This is a genomic window from Actinophytocola sp. (genome assembly GCF_050699915.1).
GTDB lineage: Bacteria > Actinomycetota > Actinomycetes > Mycobacteriales > Pseudonocardiaceae > Actinophytocola.
In genome coordinates this window covers 1-21,180 of the sequence record NZ_JBOHGA010000014.1, presented here as the reverse complement: position 1 = coordinate 21,180, position 21,180 = coordinate 1, and the positions used below count along the sequence as shown (strand labels likewise).

Sequence of the window (21,180 nt, the reverse complement as noted above, 5' to 3'; positions counted from 1 at the left end):
GCGCCGGCCGTTCGTCCGAAGCGGGTCAGCGGGTCAGCGGCGTGAACTCGCGGTCCGCCATGTGGATCGGGCGGGGTGGGGCGCCGCCGAAGGGCGTCCCGAGTGCGTTCTCCACGCTGTTGAACACCAGGAAGATGTGCCGTTGCGGGAAGGGCGTGATGTTGTTGCCGGACCCGTGCATCAGGTTCGCGTCGAACATCAGGGCCGAGCCCGCCGGCGCGGTGAACTGCTCGATCCCGTACGCGCTGGCCAGGCTGGTCAGGTGCTCGGTGCTCGGCACGCCGATCTCGTGGTCCGTGATCGCCGTCCGGTAGTGCTCCGGCGGCGTCCCGCCCGCGCACGGCACGAACATCCGGTGCGAGCCGGGCATCATCATCAGGCCGCCGTTGAACGGATGGTGGTCGGTCAGCGCGATCGACATGCTCACCGCGCGCGGCACCGGCATGCCGTCCTCCGCGTGCCACGTCTCGAAGTCCGAGTGCCAGTAGTGCCCGCGCCCCTCGAACGCCGGCAGGTACGTCGCGCGGCTCTGGTGCACGTACACCTCGGAGCCGAGAATCTGCCGCGCCCGGTCCAACACCCGCGGGTCCCGCACCAGCTCCGCGATCAGCGCCGACCCCCGGTGCACCCCGAAGATCGTGCGGACCTCGCCGGCCTCGGTGACGACGCCCTCGGCCGTCGGGTCGGCGGACAGCCGGTCGAGCTCGTCGCGGAAGGCCTCGACCTCGCGCAGGCTCAGCAGGTCGTGGTGAATCGAGTAGCCGCGGCTGTCGTGCGCGGCCAGGCGCGCCGGGTCGATCGGACCCGGTGCCGGCCCCGTCGTCCAGACGGTCGGTTCGATGCGGTCGAGCAGCTCGGGGTCGCCGGACATCCTTGTGGGATACGGATCGGCGGTCCCGGTGTCGGTGAGCGTCATGCGCTCGTCTCCTCCATCTCGGGTTCTTCGGCGATCAGCGGGTAGACGCCGTTCTCGTCGTGCACCTCGCGGCCGGTCACCGGAGGGTTGAACACGCACACGGTCCGCATCTCGGTGCGCGGCCGCAGCTGGTGGTGGTCGTGCTTGTCGAGCAGGTAGAGGCTGCCGGGGCCTAGCTGGTACGTCTCGCCGGTCTCCTTGTCGAGCAGTTCGCCCTCGCCCTCGACGACGAACACCGCCTCGATGTGGTTGGCGTACCAGAAGTCGTTGACCGTCCCGGCGTACAGCGTCGTCTCGTGGACCGAGAAGCCGACGCGCTCCTTGGCCAGCACGATCCGCCTGCTGCGCCAGTTCGGCGTCTTGATGTCGCGGTCGGTGTCGTCCAGCTCCCGCACCGTTCGGACCAACATGTACGTCCCCCTCCTAGGCGCAGACGTCGCGCACGGCCGCGGTGAGCCGGTCCAGCCCGTCGGCCAGCTCGTCGTCGGTCACGGTCAGCGGCGGCATGACCTTCGCGACCTCGCCCTCGGGGCCGGAGGTCTCCATCAGCAGCCCGCGGTCGAACGCGGCACGGCACACCTTCGACGCGAGCTCACCGCTCTCGAAGGAGAGCCCTCGGGCGAGACCGCGGCCCTTGGCCCGCAGCGGCGTGGCGGGCAGCGCCTCGACGATCCCGTCCATGACGCGGCCGATCTGCTCGCCCTTCGCGAGGGTGCTCTTCTCGAGCTTGTCGTCGGTCCAGTAGGTGCGCAGCGCCTCGGTCGACGCGACGAACGCCGGGTTGATGCCGCGGAAGGTGCCGTTGTGCTCGCCCGGCTCCCAGATGTCGAGGTCCGGGCGGAGCAGGGTGAGTGCCAGCGGCAGCCCGAAACCGCCGATCGACTTGGACAGGCACACGATGTCCGGGGTGATGCCGGCCGACTCGAAGCTGAAGAACGGGCCGGTGCGCCCGCAGCCCATCTGCACGTCGTCGACGATCAGCAGCATGTCGTGGCGGCGGCACAGGTCGGCGAGACCGCGCAGCCACTCGTCGCGCGCGACGTTGATGCCGCCCTCGCCCTGCACGGTCTCGACGATCACGGCGGCCGGCTCGTTGAGACCCGAGCCGCTGTCGTCGAGCAGCCGCTCGAACCACAGGAAGTCCTCGACCTTGCCGTCGAGGTAGTTGTCGTACGGCATCGGGGTGGCGTGCACCAGCGGGATGCCGGCGCCGCCGCGCTTCATCGAGTTCCCGGTGACCGAGAGCGCGCCGAGGGTCATGCCGTGGAATGCGTTGGTGAAGTTGATGACCGACTCGCGGCCGGTCACCTTGCGGGCGAGCTTGAGCGCCGCCTCGACCGCGTTCGCGCCGGCCGGGCCGGGGAACATGATCTTGTAGTCCAGCTCGCGGGGCTGGACAACCAGGTCCATGAACGTCTCGAGGAAGTCACGCTTCGCGACGGTCTGCATGTCCAGAGCGTGCGTGACGCCGTCGCGCTCGATGTAGTCGATCACCGCGCGCTTGAGCACCGGGTTGTTGTGGCCGTAGTTGAGCGCGCCCGCCCCGGCGAAGAAGTCCAGGTAGGGAGTGCCGTCCTCGCCGTAGAGCCACGCGCCGGAGGCCCGGTCGAAGACGACCGGCCAACTTCGGCAGTAGCTGCGCACCTCGGACTCGACTGTCTCGAATACGTTCACGATTCTCCTCGAAGGCAGGTACATACGATGGCCGCGCATTTGCGCGTGACCGAAGCGTCCACTTACTGAATGTGACTAGGCGGACATTGATCTGATGTCCGGCGCCTCGACGAACGGCCCGATGCGGAAGCGCGCCTCGGACTCGTGCTCGTCCGGGAACTCGGCGGCGTCGAACGTGCCGGCGCGGTCCATCGCCGCGCTCCACCGCTGCGCCAGCGACGCGAACAGCGCGTTGGAGGCGGCGTTGTCAGGGGTGATCGTGGTCTCCATGTACCGCACGCCGTTCTCGGCGAGGCGGCTGACCAGCGCATCCAGCAGCGCTCCGGCCGTGCCCCGGCCGCGCTGGGAGCGATCCACCGCGATCTGCCACACCACGACCGTGTCGGGGGCGGTGGGCCTGCGGTAGCCGATCACGAAGCCGACCACGTCGTCGCCTACCCGAGCGACGAGTGACGTGTCGGCGAAATCGTGACACCACATGAGGTACGCGTAGGACGAGTTCAAGTCGAGCTTTCCGGAATCGCGTGCGATTCGCCAGATAGCTCCTCCGTCCTTTGTGGACGGCTGCTCGAGCTCTCGTTCCGACGTTCCCCCTATGTCATCGTTGGCACGGTTGGCGTGCTTTCCGGACATATCAAAGTAACGTAACAGAGAACGTTCCCGCGATCAGAACCTCCAGGTCAGGGAGCCCGATCCACCTGCGGATTCGGAATATACCGTGTGACAACCCTCGCAGTTTCGTTGCGATCACAATGCGTTTCGTGGTATATAGCCCGGTGACCATTAGGATCTTCCTCGTAGACGACCACGAGATCGTCCGGCGCGGCATCGCCGACCTCTTCGAGGATCATCCCGATCTCAGCATCGTCGGCGAAGCGGCGTCGGTCGCCGAGGCCATGACCCGCATCCCGACGAGCGACGCCGACGTGGCCGTGCTCGACGTGCGGATGCCCGACGGCAACGGCGTCGAGCTGTGCCGGGACCTGCGCTCACTGCTGCCCGAGCTGCGCTGCCTGATCCTGACGTCGTACTCCGACGACGAGGCCCTGCTCAACGCGATCATGGCCGGCGCGTCCGGGTTCGTGCTGAAGGAGGTCCTCGGCAACGACCTGGCCAGCGCGATCCGCACCGTCGGCACGGGCGGCTCGCTGCTCGACGCTCGGACGACAGAGGCGCTGATGAAGCGCCTCCGCCGGGGTCGCGAGGGCGAGGGCCCGCTCGCGGACCTGACCGACCAGGAGCGCGCGGTGTTCGACCTGATCGGCGAGGGCATGACGAACCGCCAGATCGCGGAGCGCCTGTTCCTCGCGGAGAAGACGGTCAAGAACTACGTGTCGCACCTGCTCGCGAAGCTGGGCATGCAACGCCGCACGCAGGCCGCGGTCCTGGCGGCGGAGCTCAAGTCCCGCAAGCCGCCGGAGTCCTGAGAGTTGTCCACAACCGGCTGAGTTGTCCACAACAACCACGTCAACCCCCTACCCTGTCGGCCCCCGCCGGTAGAGTGGATGACGGGGTGCCCCCGGAGAGGGTGGGGGCTTTCGGTACTCGAGTTCTGCACGCGCGCGTGTGCGCGGGAAACGCTGGTGCGGGCGCACTTCGTGGTCGATCACACTTCGCGGGTGGCCGGAGAGCGTGCTGAGCCAGCGGCTCTGTCCAGTGAGGTGTTGGGCTTTCCGCCTGAGGCGCGCGTGCTCATCGTCAACTGCGACTTCGGGATGCACGACGCGATCGACGTCGCGGTGCTGGACCTCGATCGATCGGGGCATCGCCAGCTCGTGCAGCCTGATGGTGCCGTGCCCGCCGGCACCGCACGCCCTGCGCCTGCGGCTCCGAGGAGTCGCGGGCGATCGACGCCGGCTGGCGCGTGCACCGACTACGAGTTCCCGACCTCGCCCGAGACCCGCGAGCTGCTGCGCCGCGAAGGCATCGTCGTCATCGACTACACAGCGGTCCGGCAGGCCTGGAGCTGACGACCGTCAGGCTCGGGCCAGTGGGACTCGCCAGGTCAGGCGGGTGCCGCCAGTCAGGCCCGGTGCCACCAGGAGCGAGCCGCCCAGTTTCGCCGCTCTGCGGTCGATCCCGAGCAGGCCCGAGCGAGCCACGCCGGCCGGCACACCGACGCCGTCGTCGGCCACGTCGATCACCAGGTCCTCGGCCGCCTCGACGGTGACCACGATCGACGTCGCCTGCGAGTGGCGCAAGGCGTTGCTGACCGCCTCGCGCAGGACCGCCGTCGCGTGTGTCGCCAGCTCCTCGTCGACCAGCGTGTCGACCGCACCCGAGATCCGCACCGACGGCGACACGTCCGCCGACAGCTCCTCGACGATGTCCAGCAGCTTCCTGCGCAGGCTCGCCGTGGCCTCGCCGCCGGCCGTGTGCAGGTCGAAGATCGACGTGCGGATCTCCCGCACCGTCTCGTCCAGCTGCTCCACCGCGCGCGCCACCCGCCCGCGCACCTGCGGGTCGGCGATCCGGCGCACCGTCCCCTGCAGACCCATCCCCGTCGCGAACAACCGCTGGATCACGTGATCGTGCAGGTCACCGGCGATCCGGTCGCGGTCGGCCAGCACGTCGAGCTGCCGCTGCGCCCGGTGCTTCTCGGCCAGCTCCATCGCGAACGCCGCCTGGTCCGCGAACGACGCGAGCAGCGGCACCTCGTTGCGCACGTACCGCGCCGCCCCCTTCTCGCGCATCGCGAGAAGCACGCCGCGCACCACGTTCCCCGCGCCGAACGGCACCACCACCGCCGGGCCGAACTCGCCGGCCCCGGGCCAGCCGTCGGGCGCCACGCTCGCCAGGTTCGCGACGATCTCCGACGTCCGGCTCCGGAAAACGCCCGCCACCAGCGGCTGGGCCGCGTTGATCCGCACCCCGGTCAGGTCGATGCCGCGCTCCCCCGCGCCCGCCCGGGCCATCACGTGGCCGGTCACGTCCGCGAGCAGGATCAACGCGCAGTCCGACCGGGACAGCTCTCGCGTCTTCTCGGCGATCATGTCGAGCGCGTCCTGGCTCGACGCCCCGCCGAGCAGCAGCGCGTTGACCTCGCGCGACGCCTCGAGCCAGCGCTCGCGCATCCGCGACTCTTCGAACAGCCGGGCGTTCTCCACCGCTACGCCGGCCGCGGCCGCCAGGCCCTTCAGCACCACCTCGTCGTCGGACGTGAACTCGCCGCCGCCGAGTTTCTCGGTCAGGTAGAGGTTTCCGAAAATCTCGTCTCGGACACGAATCGGGGCGCCGAGGAAGCTGCGCATCGCCGGGTGGTTGGGTGGGAAGCCGACCGACGCCGGGTGCTCGGCGAGGTCGGCGACGCGGACCGGGTGCGGGTGCTCGATGACCGCGCCGAGCAGGCCGCGGCCCTCGGGCAGGTCGCCCATCAGCGCCTGGGTCTCGTCGTCGACGCCGACGTGCACGAACTCGGCCAGCCGCTCGTCGTCTTCGGTACTGAGCACGCCGAGCGCGCCGTACCGGGCGTCGACCAGCTCGACGGCGGTGCGCACGATCCGCTTCAGCGTGCCCTCGAGCTCGAGGCCGGCGCCGACCGCGACGACCGCGTCGAGCAACCCCTGCAGCCGGTCCCGGGTGCGGACGATCTCCTCGAGCCTGCTCTGCAGGTCGCCCAGGAGGCCGTCGAGGATCAGCCCGTCCGGCTGAGCGCCCGCGCGCTCGCGAACCGACGACCGACTGTGTTGCTCCGGCATGGGCGACCCCGGCTGTCCTGCGAACATGGGACGGGCCCGCCTCCGTGGAGGAAGGCCCTCGGCATTCGGCCTATCGGCGAGTATCGACGCAGCGTTACCAACACTGCGGAGCGTGATCAGCACGTTGCGTCGAGCTTGGCCCAAGACGTAACGCCAGAGCCGAACGTCACGACTGGCACGGTGTACTTGTGCCCTGGCGCCGGCGCCTCCCGGCGCCTCATGCTCAATCCGGCTCGGGGACGGACATGGAGGTGACCGGGTGCTCTGCGGGCCGCTCGTCCTGGCGGAGCTGACGCGACCGGAGTCCCTGCGACTGCTGGACCAGGTCTCGATCGGGCGAATCGTCTACACCATGCGTGCCTTACCGGCGATCGTGCCGGTGTGCCACCTGGTGGACAACGGGATGGTCGTGGTGCGCACGCACATCGGCGCCGAGTGCGCCGGTTCCGTGGTCGCCTACCAGGCCGACGAGCTCGTGGCGGTCAACGGGGGCGCCGGCGGGTGGACCGTGACGGTCACCGGCGTCGCGCGACGCGTGCTCGACCCGGACGAGCTCGCCGGGTACGAACAGCGGCTGCGCCCACTCGTGGCAGCCGAGGGCGTCGAGACGATCCGCATCTATCCGGAGATCGTCACCGGTTATCGGCTGTCGTCCACTACCACCGTTTGACGGTTACGGCCGCGCGTTCGGCCACGTTACGTTCCAGCACATGCGTCGTCACGCTCTGGTCACGCTGGCCGCGGTCGCCGCGCTGGCGGCCGGCCTGCTCACCACCTCGTCGCCGTCCGCCGCACCGGTCGTGCGCGCCGCGCCGGCCACGGACGTGATCGTCCACCTGTTCCAGTGGCCGTGGGCGTCGGTCGCGTCCGAGTGCCGCGATGTGCTGGGGCCCAAGGGTTTCGCGGGCGTACAGGTGTCGCCGCCGCAGGAGCACGTCGTGCTGCCGGGCCTTCCGTGGTACCAGGACTACCAGCCGGTGAGCTACCAGCTCACGACGCGGCGCGGTGACCGTGCCGCGTTCGCGTCGATGGTGGCGGAGTGCCACTCGGCTGGGGTGAAGATCTACGTCGACGCGGTGGTCAACCACATGGCCGGCGGTGCGTCCGGCGGGCCCGGCAGCGGCGGGTCGACGTTCTCGCACTACGACTACCCGGCGGTGCCGTTCGGCGACGGGGACTTCCACCACTGCGGGCGCAACGGCAACGACGACATCGTGAACTGGGGCGACCGGTGGGAGGTCCAGAACTGCGAGCTCGTGGACCTGTCCGACCTGAAGACCGAGACGCAGTACGTGCGGGACAAGGTCGCCGGGTACCTGAACGACCTGGTCTCGCTCGGCGTGGACGGGTTCCGGGTCGATGCCGCCAAGCACGTGCCCGCCGGTGATCTGTCGGCCCTGTACGACATGGTGAACGGGGACCCGTACATCTACCAGGAAGTCATCGAGGGCGGGCCCGGCGAGATCAGCCCGACCGAGTACACCGGCCTCGGCGACGTGACCGAGTTCCGGTACGGGGAGCAGGTGAGCGCCGCCTTCCGGGACGGCAACCTGCCGCGCGCCGCCGCGGTGGCGGACTCGATGCTGCTGGCGAGCGACGACGCGGTCGCGTTCATCGACAACCACGACACGCAACGCAACGGAAAGCCCGTACTGACCTACAAGGACGGCTCGACCTACGCGCTCGCGGAGGCGTTCATGCTGGCCTGGCCGTACGGGCATGCTCAAGTAATGTCGAGCTTCACGTTCGGCGGCGCGGAGCAGGGCCCGCCGGCGGCCGGGTCGGGGCAGACGTCGCCGGTGTCCTGTGGCAGCGGCTGGGAGTGCGAGCACCGCTGGCGCACGACGGCCAACCTGGTCGGCTTCCGCAACGAGACGTGGGGCACGGCCGTGACGAACTGGTGGACCAACGGCGGCGACCAGCTCGCCTTCGGCCGCGGGGACAAGGGTTTCGTGGTGTTCAACCGGTCGGGAGGCCCACTGACGCAGACCTTCCAGACGAGCCTGCCGGCGGGTACCTACTGCGACGTGGCGCAAGGCGACCCGGGCGCGGGCTGCCCGACGGTGACGGTGGGCGCGGACGGTCGAGTCGAGGCGACCGTTGGCGCGAACAGCATGCTGGCGCTGCACATCGGCGCCCGCTCGTAGCACCTGTCCACAGCCCCGCTCGACCGCCTCGAAACTGTCAGACCCCTTGAATACACTGGGAAGCGGGGGGCCCCGCGTGGCCGGGAGGTTGTCCACAGGGGTGATCCACCTCTGTGGAAACGTCGGCCTGCTCGCGTAGGCTGGTGATCGGGGGCCGGAGGCCAGACCCTCGTCGGCTAGTCGACGACGCGGACGGTGATCGAGCCCAGGCGGTCGAACTCGGCCAGGTAGGTCTCGCCGGCGGACATCGGGACCGCGGCGTGCAGGGCGCCCGTCATGATCAGGTGGCCTTCTTCCAGCGCGACTCCGCGCGCGCCCAGCGTGTTGGCGAGCCACGCCACCACGCCGACCGGGTCGCCGAGGGCGGCCGCGCCGGCGCCGGTGTCCACCAGCTCCCCGTCCCGGGACATCACCATGCCGACCAGTCGAGTGTCCACATCGGACAGCGGGGCCAGGCGCGAAGACCGCGCCACGGCGCCGCTCGAGGCCAGGTCGGCGATGGTGTCGGCGAGCCGGATCCGCCAGTCGACGACGCGCGAGTCGACGATCTCCACGGACGCACCCACTCCGGCCACCGCGGCACGCGCGTCCGACACCGTCACCCCGGGCCCCTGCAGCCGCGAGCCCAGCACGAACACGATCTCCGCCTCGATCTTCGGCTGGATGAACGCGCCGGCCGAGACCTCCGCGCCATCCGAGTACACAGTGGACTCCAGGACCGGCGCGAAGTCCGGCGAGTCCACGCCGAGCATCCGCTGCATCGGCCGCGACGTCAGCCCGACCTTGTGCCCGACGATCCGGTCGCCGTCCGCCAGCAGCAACCGCACCAGCTCCTGCTGGATCAGGTAACCCTCGTCGGCGCCGAGCGTGGGGTCGGCGTCGGTGAACGGCTGGACGGGAACGCCGGTTCGACGCGCCTCGTAGAGCTGCTCCGCCATCGCCCGCGCGTCCACCGCAGCCTCCCGTTCGCCGACAGCACCAGCCAGACCGAGCCCGCGCACGCGACCAGCCCGACGACGCCGAGCCAGCCGATCCGCTCGCCGAACATCGACAGCGCCCACAGCATCGTCGTCGGCGGGGTGAGGTAGAGCAAGGTGCTGGCACCGGTCGCGCCGAAGATCCGCAGCGCGAGCAGGTAGCAACCGTAGCCGCCGAACGTCGACAGCACGACCACCCACGCGACCGCCCACCAGAAGCCCGCTCCGGCCGGCGGGGCGAGCCGGCCGGCGAGCGCGGCCGAGGCGACGAACACCGCCGCGGACACCAGGCAGTGGATCGTCAGCGAGTCCAGCAGCGGCGTCGCGAGCCGCCAGCGCCGTTCCAGCAGCGTGCCCGCGGACAGCGCCAGCATGCCGCCCGCGACCAGGGCGTACCCGAGCGGTGGCCCGCCAACGGCCGCGTCCCCGGCGACGACCAGGCCGACCCCACCGACGCCGGCGGCGAGCCCGAGCCACTGCCGCGGGCGGACCCGCTCGCCGAGCACCGGGCCGGCCAGCGCGCCGACGACCAGCGGCTGCAGTACCGCGATCAGCGCCGCCACCCCGGCCGGCACGCCGAGCCCGACGCCGGTGACGACGCCGGCCAGGTAGAGGCACTGGCAGAGCAGGCCGAGCAGCGCCTGGCGGGGAAGGTCGGCTCGGCGCCACCGCGGGCGGCGCACCACCACGATCGCGACGAGGATCGCCGCGGCGGCGAGGTAGCGCCACGCGAGCAGCGTGTCCGCGGGCGCCTCGGCGGTGCCCAGCCGGGCTCCGACGAACCCCGAGCTCCACATGACGACCAGGCCGGCCGCGGCGACGAGAGCTGTCATGAGACGAGGTAAACACACCGGTCGGTATACTGTCAGTGGAGGTGCGTCATGACGACCCTGACTCCGGCCGCGGAACGCCTGCTCACGGCGGCCGGCGAGCTGTTCTACACGCGCGGCATCCACGCCGTGGGCGTCGACCTGATCGCCGAGACCGCCGGCACCACGAAGAAGACGCTCTACGACCGGTTCGGCTCGAAGGACCAGCTGGTCGCGCTGTACCTGCGGCGGCGGTTCGAGCGGTGGTGCGAGTTCGTCGAGCGGTGGCTCGACGAGCACGGCCGCGACCCGGAGCGGGTGCTGGACGCGCTGGAGTCGTGGCTGCGCGACAACACGCATGGGTGCGCGTTCGTCAACGCCCACGCGGAGATCGGCCGCGCCGACCATCCGGCGATCGGGGTCGTGCGGGCGGAGAAGCAGTGGATGCGGTCGCTGTACGAGCGGCTGGCGGGGTCGGCGGAGCTCGGTGCGCGGCTGCACCTCGTGCACGAGGGGGCGATCATCGCCTGGTCGGTCGGCGGCCAGGCGGACGCGCTGGACCACGCGCGGGCCGCGGCGCGCGATCTGGTCTCCCGCGCGAGCTGATCACCGGGGTATAACCGACGCGTGGACTACGTGCGGCTGGGCCGCTCCGGGTTGCAGGTGTCGCCGATCTGCCTGGGCATGATGAGCTACGGCGACCCGCAGCGGCGGGACTGGTTCCTCACCGAGGAGCAGGCTGAACCGATCGTGCGGCGCGCGGTCGACGCCGGCGTGAACTTCTTCGACACGGCCGACATGTACTCCGCCGGCCTGACCGAGGAGATCACCGGCCGGCTGCTGGGCAAGCTGTTCGCGAACCGGGACGACTACGTCCTGGCGACCAAGTGCTTCTTCCCGACCGGGCCCGGCCCGAACGACCGCGGGCTCTCGCGCAAGCACGTGATGTCCGCGATCGACGGTTCGCTGCGCCGGCTCGGCACCGACTACGTCGACCTGTACCAGATCCACCGCTGGGACGAGGGCACGCCGGTCGAGGAGACGATGCGGGCGCTGCACGATGTTGTGCAGTCGGGGAAGGCGCGCTACCTCGGCGCGTCGACGATGCCGGCGTGGCGGTTCGCGAAGGCGCAGTACGCGGCGCGGGCGCACGGGTGGACGCCGTTCGTGTCGATGCAGAACTACTACAACCTGCTGTACCGCGAGGAGGAGCGGGAGATGGTGCCGCTGTGCCTCGACGAAGGTGTCGGGCTGGTGCCGTGGAGCCCGCTGGCGCGCGGCATACTGGCCGGCAACCGGGATCGGGGTGGGGTGCGGAGCACGACGCGGGCGGGCAGCGACGCGTTCGCGGACGAGCTGTACTCGGAGGAGGACTTTGACGTGGTCGACGCGGTCCGCGCGGTGGCTTCTTCTCGGGGGGTGGCGCCGGCGCGGGTCGCGTTGGCGTGGCTGCTGGGCAACCCGGCGGTGACGGCCCCGATCATCGGCGCGACGAAGCCGCACCATGTCGACGACGCCGTTGCCGCGGCTGAGCTGTCGTTGACCGTCGAAGAGCGGGCGATGTTGGAGGCGCCGTACCGTCCGCACGAGGTGCAGCCGAAGAACTGACTTACCGCAGTTGGTCGCGGCGGCGGGTCAGGTAGGGACATCCTGTTCCGTCAAGGACCCCCACGAGCCGGCGAACAGCTCGTAGGTCCGCCGGCCGAGCAGGAACGCGTCGGCGCGCCGGTAATGGTCGTCAGCTTCATGTTCGCGCTTTCCCTACTTGGTGCCGACTCCTCGTGGACGGCCTCACCCCCGCTACGAACACCACCGTCCCGATCCGACAACCCCGCCCGGATCTCTGCCCGCTAACGGATCTCGTCCACGTGGCGGATGTTGGCCACGTCCGTGTCGTCCGGACTCGGTTCGCCCGCGAACCAGCCGTCCAGGATCTCGGTCAGCAGCGGGGTGCTGGTCAGCCGCAGCGAGAGAGCCAGCACGTTCGCGTCGTTCCAGCGGCGGGCGCCGCGAGCGGTCTCGGCGTCGGCGCACAGGGCCGCTCGCACGCCGCGCACCTTGTTCGCCGCGATCGACGCGCCCGTGCCGGTCCAGCAGGCCACGATCGCCTGCTCGGCGCGGCCCTCGGCGACGTCCCGCGCGGCCGCCTCGCTCGCCCACGCCCAGTCGTCGCGCTCCTCGTCGTTCAGCGCGCCGTGCAGGACCGGCTCGTGGCCCCGGCCGCGCAGCTCCACCACGATCGCCTCGGCGACGCCCACCCGCTCGTCCGCCGCAACAGAAATCCTCATGCCTACAGTTTCCGGTACATGATGTGCAGCCCCACGAAACCCTTCGTCGCGTGCTCGAAGCCCTCGGGCATCGTCGCCATCACCTCGAAACCCAGAGACCGCCACAGCGCGACCGCGCGCGTGTTCGTCTCCACCACCGCGTTGAACTGCATCGCCCGGAAGCCGTCCGCGCGCGCCTGCTCGAGCACGTGCTCGCCGAGCGCGCGGCCTATCCCACGACCCCCGTGCTCCGGCGACACCATGAAGCTCGCGCCCGCGATGTGCGCCGCCGGCCCCATGTGGTTCGGGCCCATCTTCGCGGTGCCGAGCACCGTGTCGCCGTCGACCGCGACCACGGTCCGGCCCGGCGGCGTCGCCATCCACAGCTCGCGGGCGCGCCCCTGCGTGACGTCCCGGTCCCACGTATAGGTGTCGCCGGCCGCGACGATCTCCCGCAGGAACGGCCAGATCTGCGCCCAGTCTTCGCTGGTAGCCTCACGAATCCGCATGCCGCAAGGATGTCACGCTGCGCCAACCGGTTTCGGCGGAGCGAACACGATCGGGCGTTACCCTTCAGTCGGTCTGCCCTCCGTCGACTTAGAGGTCCACTGTGGAGGCATGACTTCCTTCCGGCTGGGCGGCGTGCTGCTGGCCGCCGTCACCCTGTTCTCGACCGTGCTGGCCGGCACCGCGACCGCCGACCATCGACCGTCGTCCCGGCTGAGCCTCACCGTCGAGGGACCGCGCGGCGCGAGCACCACCGTGCGCCTCGAATGCCGACCGGCGGGCGGCTCCCACCCGACCCCGCGCAGCGCCTGCCGCGAGGTGGCCCGCGCGGGCGGCGACTTCGACCAGCTGCCCGGCTCGCCCGAGATGATCGCCTGCACCATGGAGTACCGCCCGGTCACCGCCTCCGCGCGGGGCCGCTGGAACGGCGAGCGAGTGCGCTGGCAGCGCCAGTACCCCAACCCGTGCACGCTGCTCTCCGAGACCGGCGTGGTGTTCGCCTTCTAGAGTCAACACAGCTAGGTGACCGGCACGATCCGCGCCGACCGCAGCTCGCCGCCGGCGATCTCGAGCACGCCGACCGTGCCGTGGGGCTGGCGGCGGCGGTCGGTCGGCGAGCCGGGGTTGAAGATCCGCACGCCGTCGCCCGTCTCGTCGAGCGGGATGTGCGAGTGGCCGAACACCACGAGGTCGGCGGACGGGAAGCGACGACGCATCCGCCGCGTGCGGCCGACCTTGTCGCCGCTGTCGTGGATCATGGCGACCCGCAGGCCGTCGAGGTCGAGCTCCAGCGTCTCCGGCGCGCCCCACGCCGCCACCTCGGGACCGTCGTTGTTGCCGCTCACGGCATGCACGGGCGCGAACTCCGCCAGCTCGTCGAGCACGGCGGGCACGCACACGTCCCCGGCGTGCAGGATCATGTCGGCGCCGCGCAGCTCGTCGGACACCCGGGGCGGGCACGACCGCCACCGGCGCGGCGCGTGTGTGTCGGCGAGGACGACGACTCGCAACGGGCCTCCTTATATAAGGTTCCACTGTTATTGTGGACCGGTGCACGCCTTCGACGTCCTCGGCGACCCTGTCCGCCGCCGCATCCTGGAGCTGCTGGCGGGCGGCGAGCGGGCGGCGGGCGAGGTCTCCTCGGTCGTGCAGGAGGAGTTCGGCATCACCCAGCCCGCGGTCTCCCAGCACCTGAAGGTACTCCGCGAGAACGGTTTCGCGTCGGTCCGCGCCGAGGGCACCCGGCGCCTCTACGCCGTGGACCCGACGCCGCTGCGCGAAGCCGACAAGTGGATCGAGGTCCACTTCCGCCGACTCTGGACCCCGCACCTGGACGCCCTGGCCACCGAGATCGCGCGCGGCAAGCGGGAGCGCCGGAAATGAGGAAGGGCCCGCGCACGGCGTGCACGGGCCCAGCGACCCCCGGTCAGCCGGCCGGCCGCGCCCCCATCCGGTCCACGACCGCCCATTCCAGCGAGGAGTCCACCAACACCGTGCCCCGCTTGATCCCGTCGTCGCGCCCACCCACCGCGACCTCCCGCTCGCCGATGATCTGGCCCGTCCCCGGGTCGACGATGATCTCGCGCCGGACCCACTGGTCGCGCACGGCGAACGACGTGCCAGTGGCGCCGTCGAGGTTGGGCACGTTCTCGGTGATCTCGATCGTCCGTATTTTCGCGAGCGCGCGGTAGCACGCCATCCGCAGGTCGGCGGGCACCGTCCGCTCATCCAGGAACCCGGTCAGGATCTGGAAGTCCAGCGAGTCGGGGGTGAACTTCTCGGCGCCGGCGGTGATCTCGCGCACCATGGCGAGCAGCTCGTCGGGATCCCGCGGCAACGACGCCATGAACTCCTCGTTCGCATGGCGGAGGCTCGGGATGAACTCGCACCGCCTGCGGTCGTCGGCGAAGTAGTCGCCGCACGCGGCACGGAACGTCTCGACGGTCCGCCCCGGCGGCACCATTCCCTCGGCGTGGGCCTGCTTCTCCGAGCCGCTCAGCAGCACGCTGCGGCCGGTCGTCTCGCGGCGCTCCATCCACACCTGCCGCTCCTGTGCCGGCACCCAGACCTGGTAGCGGTACTCCGACTTCCACTCGTACTTCGAGTCGAACGTGGTCGAGAACCACTGCCGCTCGTTGACGTAGCGGAACTGGCCGGGGCGCAGCGGCACGTCGGTCGCGTGGATCCGGTCCACCGGGTCGCCTGGTTCGGCCGGTTCGTTGATCGCCGGCTCACCGGACCGCGCGAGGACGGCCACCACCACGCTCGCGACGACGACCACCGCCGCGGCCGCGGCGGCCACGATCGCCCACCGGCGTCGTGGCCGGGGTGCCGGTTCCGGCGAGACTCGCTCCGCGGCACCGGCCGCGGCCAGGAGCTCTTCGCGGGCACCGTGCAGTGACCGAACCTCGGTGTCCACATCGGACCGCAGGGTGGCGAGCGCGGCGTCCAGCTGGTCGTCGGACCAGATCTCGTGCACGTTGTCAGGCATCGTCGACCTCCCCGGCCGCGGTGTTCGAAGCATTGGCGCGCAACCACTTGCGCACCCGGTGCAGTCGCGATCGGACGGTACCGACCGGGATGCCGAGGGCGTCGGCGACCTCGTTCGAGTCCAAGCCAGCCCACGACGTCAGCAGCAGCACGTCCCGGTCCGCTTCGGACAGTTGGGCGAGCGCGCCGGCGAGCCGGGCGGCCATGGCGGCCGCGTCGACGCGCTCGGCGACCCGGTTGTCGTGACTCGCGTCCTGGCCCGTCGCCCGGCCTGCCGAGCGGGCGACCGCCCGCAGTCCGCGGACCTCCTGGCGGACGTGGCGGCGCAGCAGGTTGGTGGCGATCCCGTAGAGCCAGGCGCGCACCACGCCGCGCCGCGGGTCGTAGGAGTGCCGCTGGTTGAGCGCCACCAGGAAGGTCTCGCTCACCAGGTCGTGCGCGGCGTCCGCGCCGACGCGCCTGGCCAGGTAGTGGTGCAGCGGGCGGGCATGGGCGTCGAACAGCCGGCCGAACTCGACCGCCGGCTCCGGCCCGCCCAGGTAGGGGCGATCCCGGTCGACCGGTGGCTCGTCCTGCGACTGTTGGGTCATCGTCCTCACATCAAGTCTTACCCGATGCGCCCGGACGCGTTCACGCGGTCAGCCAGACAACAACTGCGCGCAGCGGATCAGGCCCAGGTGCGAGTACGCCTGCGGGTGGTTGCCCAGCGAGCGCTCCGCCACCGGGTCGTACTCCTCCGGGAGCAGGCCCGTGGGCCCGGCCGCGTCGACGATCTGCGCGAACAGGTCCTCCGCCTCCGTGCGGCGGCCGGTGAGCAGGTAGGCCTCGATCATCCACGCCGCGCACAGGTGGAAGCCGCCCTCGTTGCCCGGCAGGCCGTCGTCTCGGTGGTAGCGGTACACCGTGGAGCCGCTGCGCAGCTCGGCCTCGGTGGCGGTGACCGTGGCGTGGAAGCGCTCGTCGCTCGGGTCCAGCAGGCCGACCATGCCGATCAGCAGCGTCGCCGCGTCGAGGTCGGTGCCGTCGTAGGCCGTGGTGTACGAGCGGATGTCGTCGTTCCACCCGTTGGTCAGCACATCCGTCGCGATCTGGTCGCGCAGGCCCGGCCAGCTCGGCTCGGGCTCGCGGCCGTAGAGCTCCGCCAGCTTGACGGCCCGGTCGATCGTCAGCCAGCACATGACCTTCGAGTACACGTGGTGGCGCGGCCGGTGCCGCTCCTCCCAGATGCCGTGGTCGGGCTCGTGCCAGCGTCGCGCCACCGCCTCGGCCATCGCGCAGACCATCCGCCAGTCGTCGTCGGTCAGCTTGCCCCGGGCCTCCGACAGCGCGGCCACGAGGTCCACGACCGGGCCGAAGACGTCCAGCTGCACCTGCTGGTTCGCCAGGTTGCCGACGCGCACCGGCCGCGAGCCGGCGTACCCGGGCAGCGTGTCGATCACGGCCTCGGCGGGCAGTGTGGTGCCGGCGATCGTGTACAGCGGGTGCAGCAGCTCCGGGCCGGGCAGTGTCGCGAGCACGCCGTGCAGCCAGCGCAGGAAACCCTCCGCCTCGTCGGTCGAGCCGACCGAGACCAGCGCCTTCGCGGTCATCGCGCCGTCGCGCAGCCAGCAGTAGCGGTAGTCCCAGTTGCGGATGCCGCCGAGCTCCTCGGGCAGCGACGTGGTGGCCGCCGCCATGATCGCGCCGGTGTCCCCGTGGCACAGGCCGCGCAGCGTCAACGCGGAGCGGGCCACCAGGTCCTTCTCCACCGGCGGCAGCGAGAGGCCGTCGAGCCAGTCGGTCCAGTGCGCCGCCGCGCGGGCGGCCCGGTCGCGCTCGGGAATCTGGTGCGGCGCCAGGTCGTTGGTCCCGCACCGCAGCTCCAGCACGACCGACCGCTCTGGCGTGGGCGTGATGATCGCGCGGGCCGTGTCGTGCATGCCGTCCGAGGTGATCTCCCAGTCGACGCCGGGGGCGCGCAGGGTGACCGGGTCGGAGGTGCCGAGCACGCGCAGACCATCGTCGGACGGGACCAACCGCACCTGCACCTGGGCGAACTCCGGCCGCGGCGCGAACTCGACGACCGCCTGCGCCGTGCCGGACACGACCCGCACGAGGTCCGTGCGGTGGTCGCGCACGTCATGGTCCAGGTAGTCCGTGACCAGCAGGCCCGACCAGCGGGTCTCCGCGGTCATCGTGCCCGGCAGGTAGCGCTGGCCAAGCGGCAGCCCGCCGCGCTCCGGGGTGATCGAGAAGTGGCCGGCCGACGCGCCGCCGAGCAGGTCGGCGAACACCGCCGCGGAGTCCGGCTCGGGGTGGCAGAGCCAGGTCAGCCGGGCCTCCGGGGTGAGCAGCGCGACCGACCGCTCGCTCGCGAGCATGGTCAGCCGCTCGATCGGCGGGGCCTGCTCTCCGTAGAGCCAGTTTCGCCGCTCCTCCAACACGAACGCGAGCACCATGCCGACCTCGGTCGGGTCGGCGATGCGGAACCCGGCGAGCGTCTCGCCCGGCCCGACCTTGACGCCCAGGTCCGGCCCGGACAGGCGGGCGAAGGCCTTCTCGTCGGTGACGTCGTCGCCCACGAACACCGCCGCGGTGGCGCCGACCTGGTGGCGCAGCACGTCCAGCGCACGGCCCTTGTCGGTCTGCACGACGGCGAGCTCGATGACCTGCTTGCCCTCGGTGACCTGCACGCCATCCCACGTGCAGGGCCCCGTGCGGACCGCGTCCTGCACGCGCCGGGCGATGTCGGGCTCGGCGCGGCGGGTGTGCACGGCGATGCTGGCCGGCTTGACCTCGAGGAAGATCCCCTCGTCGGTGCCGGTCAGCCGCTCCAGCTCGATCTCCAGCCGACGGTGGAGGTTGCGGGCCCGGTCGTCGAGCGCGTGCACGAAGCCGATGTCGAACTCCGAGCCGTGGCTGCCGACCAGGTGCACCTCCGACGGCAGGCGGGAGAGCGTCGCGAGATCGCGCAGCGCCCGCCCGGAGATGACCGCCGTGGTGGTCTCGTGCAGGCCGGCGAGCGAGCGCAGGGCGCCGACCGACTCGGTCATCGGCCGGGCCTGCTCGGGGTTGGGCACGATCGGCGCGAGCGTGCCGTCGTAGTCGCAGGCGACCAGCAGGCGGGGCGTTCGGGCGATCTGGACGATCGCGCGCGCCAGCTCAGCGGGGAGGGCCTCGGCGGTCATGGCGCGGACCTCGTGCTCGTGCGCAGGGGTTCAACGATCACGGACGTTCGACTCTCTCGCAAAGGGGTGTGTGCCACTCGGCGTCTCTCAGGCTGGCACACGGCGGCAGAGCCGAACTGTATCGCCCGTCCCGGACTCTGGGTCGCGACCCGGGAGATCAGGTGAGCGCCTCCTGGGTGGCGGGGTGCAGGGCGTCGAGGAACGAGCGGGCCCAGCGGTCGACGTCGTGGGTGAGCACCTGGCGGCGCAGCGCGCGCATCCGCCGCCGGCCCTCGGCCGGGTCGATCTCCAGCGCCGAGCGCATGGCGGTCTTGACCCCGTCGAGGTCGTGGGGGTTGACCAGGAACGCGCTCGTCAGCTCCGCCGCGGCGCCGGCGAACTCGCTGAGCACCAGCGCGCCGCCGAGGTCGTGGCGGCAGGCGACGTACTCCTTGCAGACCAGGTTCATCCCGTCCCGGACCGGCGTCACCAGCATCACGTCGGCGGCGGAGAAGAACGCCACGAGCTCCCGGCGGTCGATGGACTGGTGCAGGTAGTGCACGATCGGCCGGCCGACGCGGGCGAACTCGCCGTTGATGCGGCTGACGACCTGCTCGATGTCGCCGCGCATCCGCTGGTAGTGCTCGACCCGCTCCCGGCTCGGGGTGGCGAGCTGGATCATCGCCACGTCGGCCGGGTCGACCCGGCCCTCGGTGAGGAGCTCCTGCAGCGCGTACAGGCGCAGGTCGATGCCCTTGGTGTAGTCGAGCCGGTCGACGCCGAGGATGATCTTCTTCGGGTTGCCCAGGTCGGCGCGGATCTGCTTGGCGCGCTGGATGCACTCGCGGCTGCGGGCCATGGTGTCCAGGCCGGAGGAGTCGATCGAGATGGGGAACGCGCCGACCCGCACCGGTCGGTCGCCGACCTGGACGACGCCGGGCCGGGTGCGCACGCCGACCGCGCCGCGGCTGGGCTCGAGGCCGATGAGTCGCCGGGCGAGCCACAGGTAGTTCTGGGCGCCGCCGGGGCGGTGGAAGCCGACGAGGTCCGCGCCGAGCAGCCCGCGGATGATCTCGGCGCGCCACGGAAGCTGCATGAACAGCTCGGTCGGGGGGAACGGGATGTGCAGGAAGAAGCCGATGCGCAGGTCGGGCCTCTGGTCGCGGAGCATGGCCGGGACGAGCTGGAGCTGGTAGTCCTGCACCCACACGATCGCGCCCTCGGCGGCGATCTGGGCACAGGCGTCGGCGAACCTTCGGTTGACCTTGACGTAGCTGTCCCACCAGCCGCGGTCGAACACCGGGGTCTCGACGACGTCGTGGTAGAGCGGCCACAGCGTGGCGTTGGAGAAGCCCTCGTAGTAGTCGCGCACCTCGTCGGAGGTCAGCCGCACCGGGTGCAGCCAGATGCCGTCGTCGGCGAACGTGTCGACCTCGACGTCGGGCACACCGGGCCAGCCGACCCAGGCGCCGCTGTGCGAGCGCAGGAACGGGGCGAGCGCGCTGACCAGACCCCCGGGGCTGTGCTTCCACCGCTTGGTCCCGTCGGGCAGCCGCTCCAGGTCCACCGGCAGCCGGTTGGCCACGACGATGAAATCGGCGCCGCCACTGCTGGAAAGTTCGGTGCTGCCTTCGGTCGCGCTGTCTTGGCTCACGCCGGGCGTGCCTCCCTCTCAACCCCAACTCGTACCCGACAGTAGTCGCGTCCCTCGCGGCGTGGGTGATGGAAAGTCCCGTGTCACACGAGGTCCCCGTGTCGCAGACGGTCTCAGTCGAGGCGCCGCCGCGTCGGGCGCAGCGGGCCGGCCATCCGCGGGCCGGCCAGGCGGCGCTCCAGCCGGCCGAGCCCGTAGCGGACGGGCTGGGCGAGGTACTCCCCCAGCACCACGCCTGCGGCGAGGGCGAGCGCCACCGACGCGGCGACCATCAGCGTGGGCAGCCCGGTGATCGTGCGCACCACGGCGAGCTCGTACAGCGCCCGGTAGGTGAGCAGGCCGGGCAGCAGCGGCACCATCCCGGACACGGCGACGACCAGCGGCGGGATCCGCAGCCGGCGGGAGATCAGGCCACCGGCGAACCCGATCACGGTGGCGGCGACCGCGGAGGCGGCGATCGGGCCGACCCCGCCCAGCGCCAGCGCGCTGTAGCCGCCCGCGCCCGCGGCACCGGCCACCGCCGCGACCAGCACCGAGCGCGGAGTGGCATAGCTGGCCAGGGCGAACAGGCCGGCCGCGGCGCCACCGGCCACGGTCTGCAGAGGCAGCCGCTGCACGGACGGGGCGAGCGGGTCGGCCAACCCCTGTGGGGGCATGCCCAGCTCGACGGCCGCGTTCAGCGCGAGCACGACGCCGGCGATCAGGCCGGCGGTCATCAGCGACACCTCCATGGTGCGGCCGGCCGCGGTGACGTTGTAGCCGGTGATCGCGTCCTGCACCACGGAGACCACCGACAGGCCGGACAGCAGCACGGTGATCGCCGCGGCCACCACCACGGTCGGCCGCGTCTCGCCGAGCACGCCGGTGGCCAGCAGGGCGAGTGCCGCGCCGGTAG

Annotated in this window: 23 protein-coding genes; 8 read left to right on the top strand and 15 right to left on the bottom strand. The window is 71.3% G+C overall.

Annotation, left to right across the window (positions count from 1 at the left end):
* Positions 1-25: 25 nt before the first annotated feature.
* From thpD to ectA, 4 genes are all read right to left on the bottom strand, one after another.
* Complete coding sequence (gene thpD / locus ACRDSK_RS04465) at positions 26-916, bottom strand: ectoine hydroxylase (RefSeq protein WP_431438607.1); 891 nt, start codon at positions 914-916, stop codon at positions 26-28.
* A complete protein-coding gene (locus tag ACRDSK_RS04460; RefSeq protein WP_431438606.1) occupies positions 913-1,326 on the bottom strand; it encodes an ectoine synthase in 414 nt (137 codons plus the stop codon). The genes thpD and ACRDSK_RS04460 overlap by 4 nt, the downstream gene beginning before the upstream one ends.
* Before the next feature lie 13 nt (positions 1,327-1,339).
* Positions 1,340-2,590 (bottom strand): diaminobutyrate--2-oxoglutarate transaminase, encoded by a 1,251-nt coding sequence (ectB, locus tag ACRDSK_RS04455; protein WP_431438605.1) that lies wholly within the window; start codon positions 2,588-2,590, stop codon positions 1,340-1,342.
* A gap of 75 nt (positions 2,591-2,665) precedes the next feature.
* Positions 2,666-3,223: a diaminobutyrate acetyltransferase gene (gene ectA, locus ACRDSK_RS04450; protein WP_431438603.1), complete on the bottom strand. Its 558-nt coding sequence runs from the start codon at positions 3,221-3,223 to the stop codon at positions 2,666-2,668.
* Positions 3,224-3,366: 143 nt separating this feature from the next.
* Here ectA and ACRDSK_RS04445 point away from each other — a divergent pair, with 143 nt between their 5' ends.
* Complete coding sequence (locus ACRDSK_RS04445) at positions 3,367-4,017, top strand: response regulator (protein ID WP_431438602.1); 651 nt, start codon at positions 3,367-3,369, stop codon at positions 4,015-4,017.
* A gap of 156 nt (positions 4,018-4,173) precedes the next feature.
* A complete protein-coding gene (locus tag ACRDSK_RS04440; protein WP_431438601.1) occupies positions 4,174-4,560 on the top strand; it encodes a hypothetical protein in 387 nt (128 codons plus the stop codon).
* Between the two features lie 6 nt (positions 4,561-4,566).
* Here ACRDSK_RS04440 and ACRDSK_RS04435 read toward each other — a convergent pair whose 3' ends face one another.
* Positions 4,567-6,288: a GAF domain-containing protein gene (locus ACRDSK_RS04435; protein WP_431438600.1), complete on the bottom strand. Its 1,722-nt coding sequence runs from the start codon at positions 6,286-6,288 to the stop codon at positions 4,567-4,569.
* Positions 6,289-6,547: 259 nt separating this feature from the next.
* On the opposite strand from ACRDSK_RS04435, the gene ACRDSK_RS04430 reads away from it, so the two are divergent.
* Both ACRDSK_RS04430 and ACRDSK_RS04425 read left to right on the top strand, forming a co-directional pair.
* Entirely contained in the window at positions 6,548-6,958 is a 411-nt protein-coding gene (locus tag ACRDSK_RS04430; protein ID WP_431438598.1) for a pyridoxamine 5'-phosphate oxidase family protein, read from the top strand.
* A gap of 40 nt (positions 6,959-6,998) precedes the next feature.
* Positions 6,999-8,435: an alpha-amylase gene (locus ACRDSK_RS04425; protein WP_431438597.1), complete on the top strand. Its 1,437-nt coding sequence runs from the start codon at positions 6,999-7,001 to the stop codon at positions 8,433-8,435.
* A 176-nt stretch (positions 8,436-8,611) separates the two neighbouring features.
* Here the strand turns inward: ACRDSK_RS04425 and ACRDSK_RS04420 are convergent, their stop codons facing one another.
* Positions 8,612-9,373 (bottom strand): 2-keto-4-pentenoate hydratase, encoded by a 762-nt coding sequence (locus tag ACRDSK_RS04420; RefSeq protein WP_431438596.1) that lies wholly within the window; start codon positions 9,371-9,373, stop codon positions 8,612-8,614.
* Positions 9,277-10,245 carry a DMT family transporter gene (locus ACRDSK_RS04415; protein WP_431438595.1) on the bottom strand — a complete coding sequence of 323 codons (969 nt, stop codon included), beginning with the start codon at positions 10,243-10,245 and terminating at the stop codon, positions 9,277-9,279. The genes ACRDSK_RS04420 and ACRDSK_RS04415 overlap by 97 nt, the downstream gene beginning before the upstream one ends.
* A 48-nt stretch (positions 10,246-10,293) precedes the next feature.
* On the opposite strand from ACRDSK_RS04415, the gene ACRDSK_RS04410 reads away from it, so the two are divergent.
* Together ACRDSK_RS04410 and ACRDSK_RS04405 are read left to right on the top strand one after the other, a co-directional pair.
* Positions 10,294-10,827 (top strand): TetR/AcrR family transcriptional regulator, encoded by a 534-nt coding sequence (locus ACRDSK_RS04410; RefSeq protein WP_431438594.1) that lies wholly within the window; start codon positions 10,294-10,296, stop codon positions 10,825-10,827.
* A gap of 21 nt (positions 10,828-10,848) precedes the next feature.
* On the top strand, positions 10,849-11,829 hold the full coding sequence (locus ACRDSK_RS04405) for an aldo/keto reductase (RefSeq protein ID WP_431438593.1): 981 nt from the start codon (positions 10,849-10,851) through the stop codon (positions 11,827-11,829).
* A 242-nt stretch (positions 11,830-12,071) separates the two neighbouring features.
* Here the strand turns inward: ACRDSK_RS04405 and ACRDSK_RS04400 are convergent, their stop codons facing one another.
* A complete protein-coding gene (locus tag ACRDSK_RS04400) occupies positions 12,072-12,509 on the bottom strand; it encodes an RpiB/LacA/LacB family sugar-phosphate isomerase (protein WP_431438592.1) in 438 nt (145 codons plus the stop codon).
* A 2-nt stretch (positions 12,510-12,511) separates the two neighbouring features.
* Positions 12,512-12,997, bottom strand: a complete 486-nt coding sequence (locus ACRDSK_RS04395) for an N-acetyltransferase family protein (RefSeq protein ID WP_431438591.1) — start codon at positions 12,995-12,997, stop codon at positions 12,512-12,514.
* 109 nt (positions 12,998-13,106) lie between these two features.
* Between ACRDSK_RS04395 and ACRDSK_RS04390 the strand changes: the two genes are divergently transcribed.
* Positions 13,107-13,502, top strand: coding sequence for an SSI family serine proteinase inhibitor (locus ACRDSK_RS04390; protein WP_431438590.1), 396 nt, complete (start codon positions 13,107-13,109; stop codon positions 13,500-13,502).
* Positions 13,503-13,513: 11 nt separating this feature from the next.
* On the opposite strand, the gene ACRDSK_RS04385 is transcribed toward ACRDSK_RS04390, so the two are convergent.
* Entirely contained in the window at positions 13,514-14,005 is a 492-nt protein-coding gene (locus tag ACRDSK_RS04385; RefSeq protein ID WP_431438589.1) for a metallophosphoesterase family protein, read from the bottom strand.
* A gap of 40 nt (positions 14,006-14,045) precedes the next feature.
* On the opposite strand from ACRDSK_RS04385, the gene ACRDSK_RS04380 reads away from it, so the two are divergent.
* Positions 14,046-14,378 carry an ArsR/SmtB family transcription factor gene (locus ACRDSK_RS04380; RefSeq protein WP_431438588.1) on the top strand — a complete coding sequence of 111 codons (333 nt, stop codon included), beginning with the start codon at positions 14,046-14,048 and terminating at the stop codon, positions 14,376-14,378.
* 43 nt (positions 14,379-14,421) lie between these two features.
* On the opposite strand, the gene ACRDSK_RS04375 is transcribed toward ACRDSK_RS04380, so the two are convergent.
* The 5 genes from ACRDSK_RS04375 to ACRDSK_RS04355 form a co-directional block, all read right to left on the bottom strand.
* Complete coding sequence (locus tag ACRDSK_RS04375) at positions 14,422-15,486, bottom strand: CU044_5270 family protein (protein ID WP_431438587.1); 1,065 nt, start codon at positions 15,484-15,486, stop codon at positions 14,422-14,424.
* Complete coding sequence (locus ACRDSK_RS04370; protein WP_431438586.1) at positions 15,479-16,075, bottom strand: RNA polymerase sigma factor; 597 nt, start codon at positions 16,073-16,075, stop codon at positions 15,479-15,481. The genes ACRDSK_RS04375 and ACRDSK_RS04370 overlap by 8 nt, the downstream gene beginning before the upstream one ends.
* A gap of 48 nt (positions 16,076-16,123) precedes the next feature.
* Positions 16,124-18,652, bottom strand: coding sequence for a trehalose-phosphatase (gene otsB / locus ACRDSK_RS04365; protein WP_431438585.1), 2,529 nt, complete (start codon positions 18,650-18,652; stop codon positions 16,124-16,126).
* 157 nt (positions 18,653-18,809) lie between these two features.
* Positions 18,810-20,285, bottom strand: coding sequence for an alpha,alpha-trehalose-phosphate synthase (UDP-forming) (locus ACRDSK_RS04360; RefSeq protein WP_431438584.1), 1,476 nt, complete (start codon positions 20,283-20,285; stop codon positions 18,810-18,812).
* A 113-nt stretch (positions 20,286-20,398) separates the two neighbouring features.
* Positions 20,399-21,180: threonine/serine exporter family protein (locus ACRDSK_RS04355; protein WP_431438583.1), on the bottom strand; the 782-nt coding region annotated here is incomplete at its 5' end.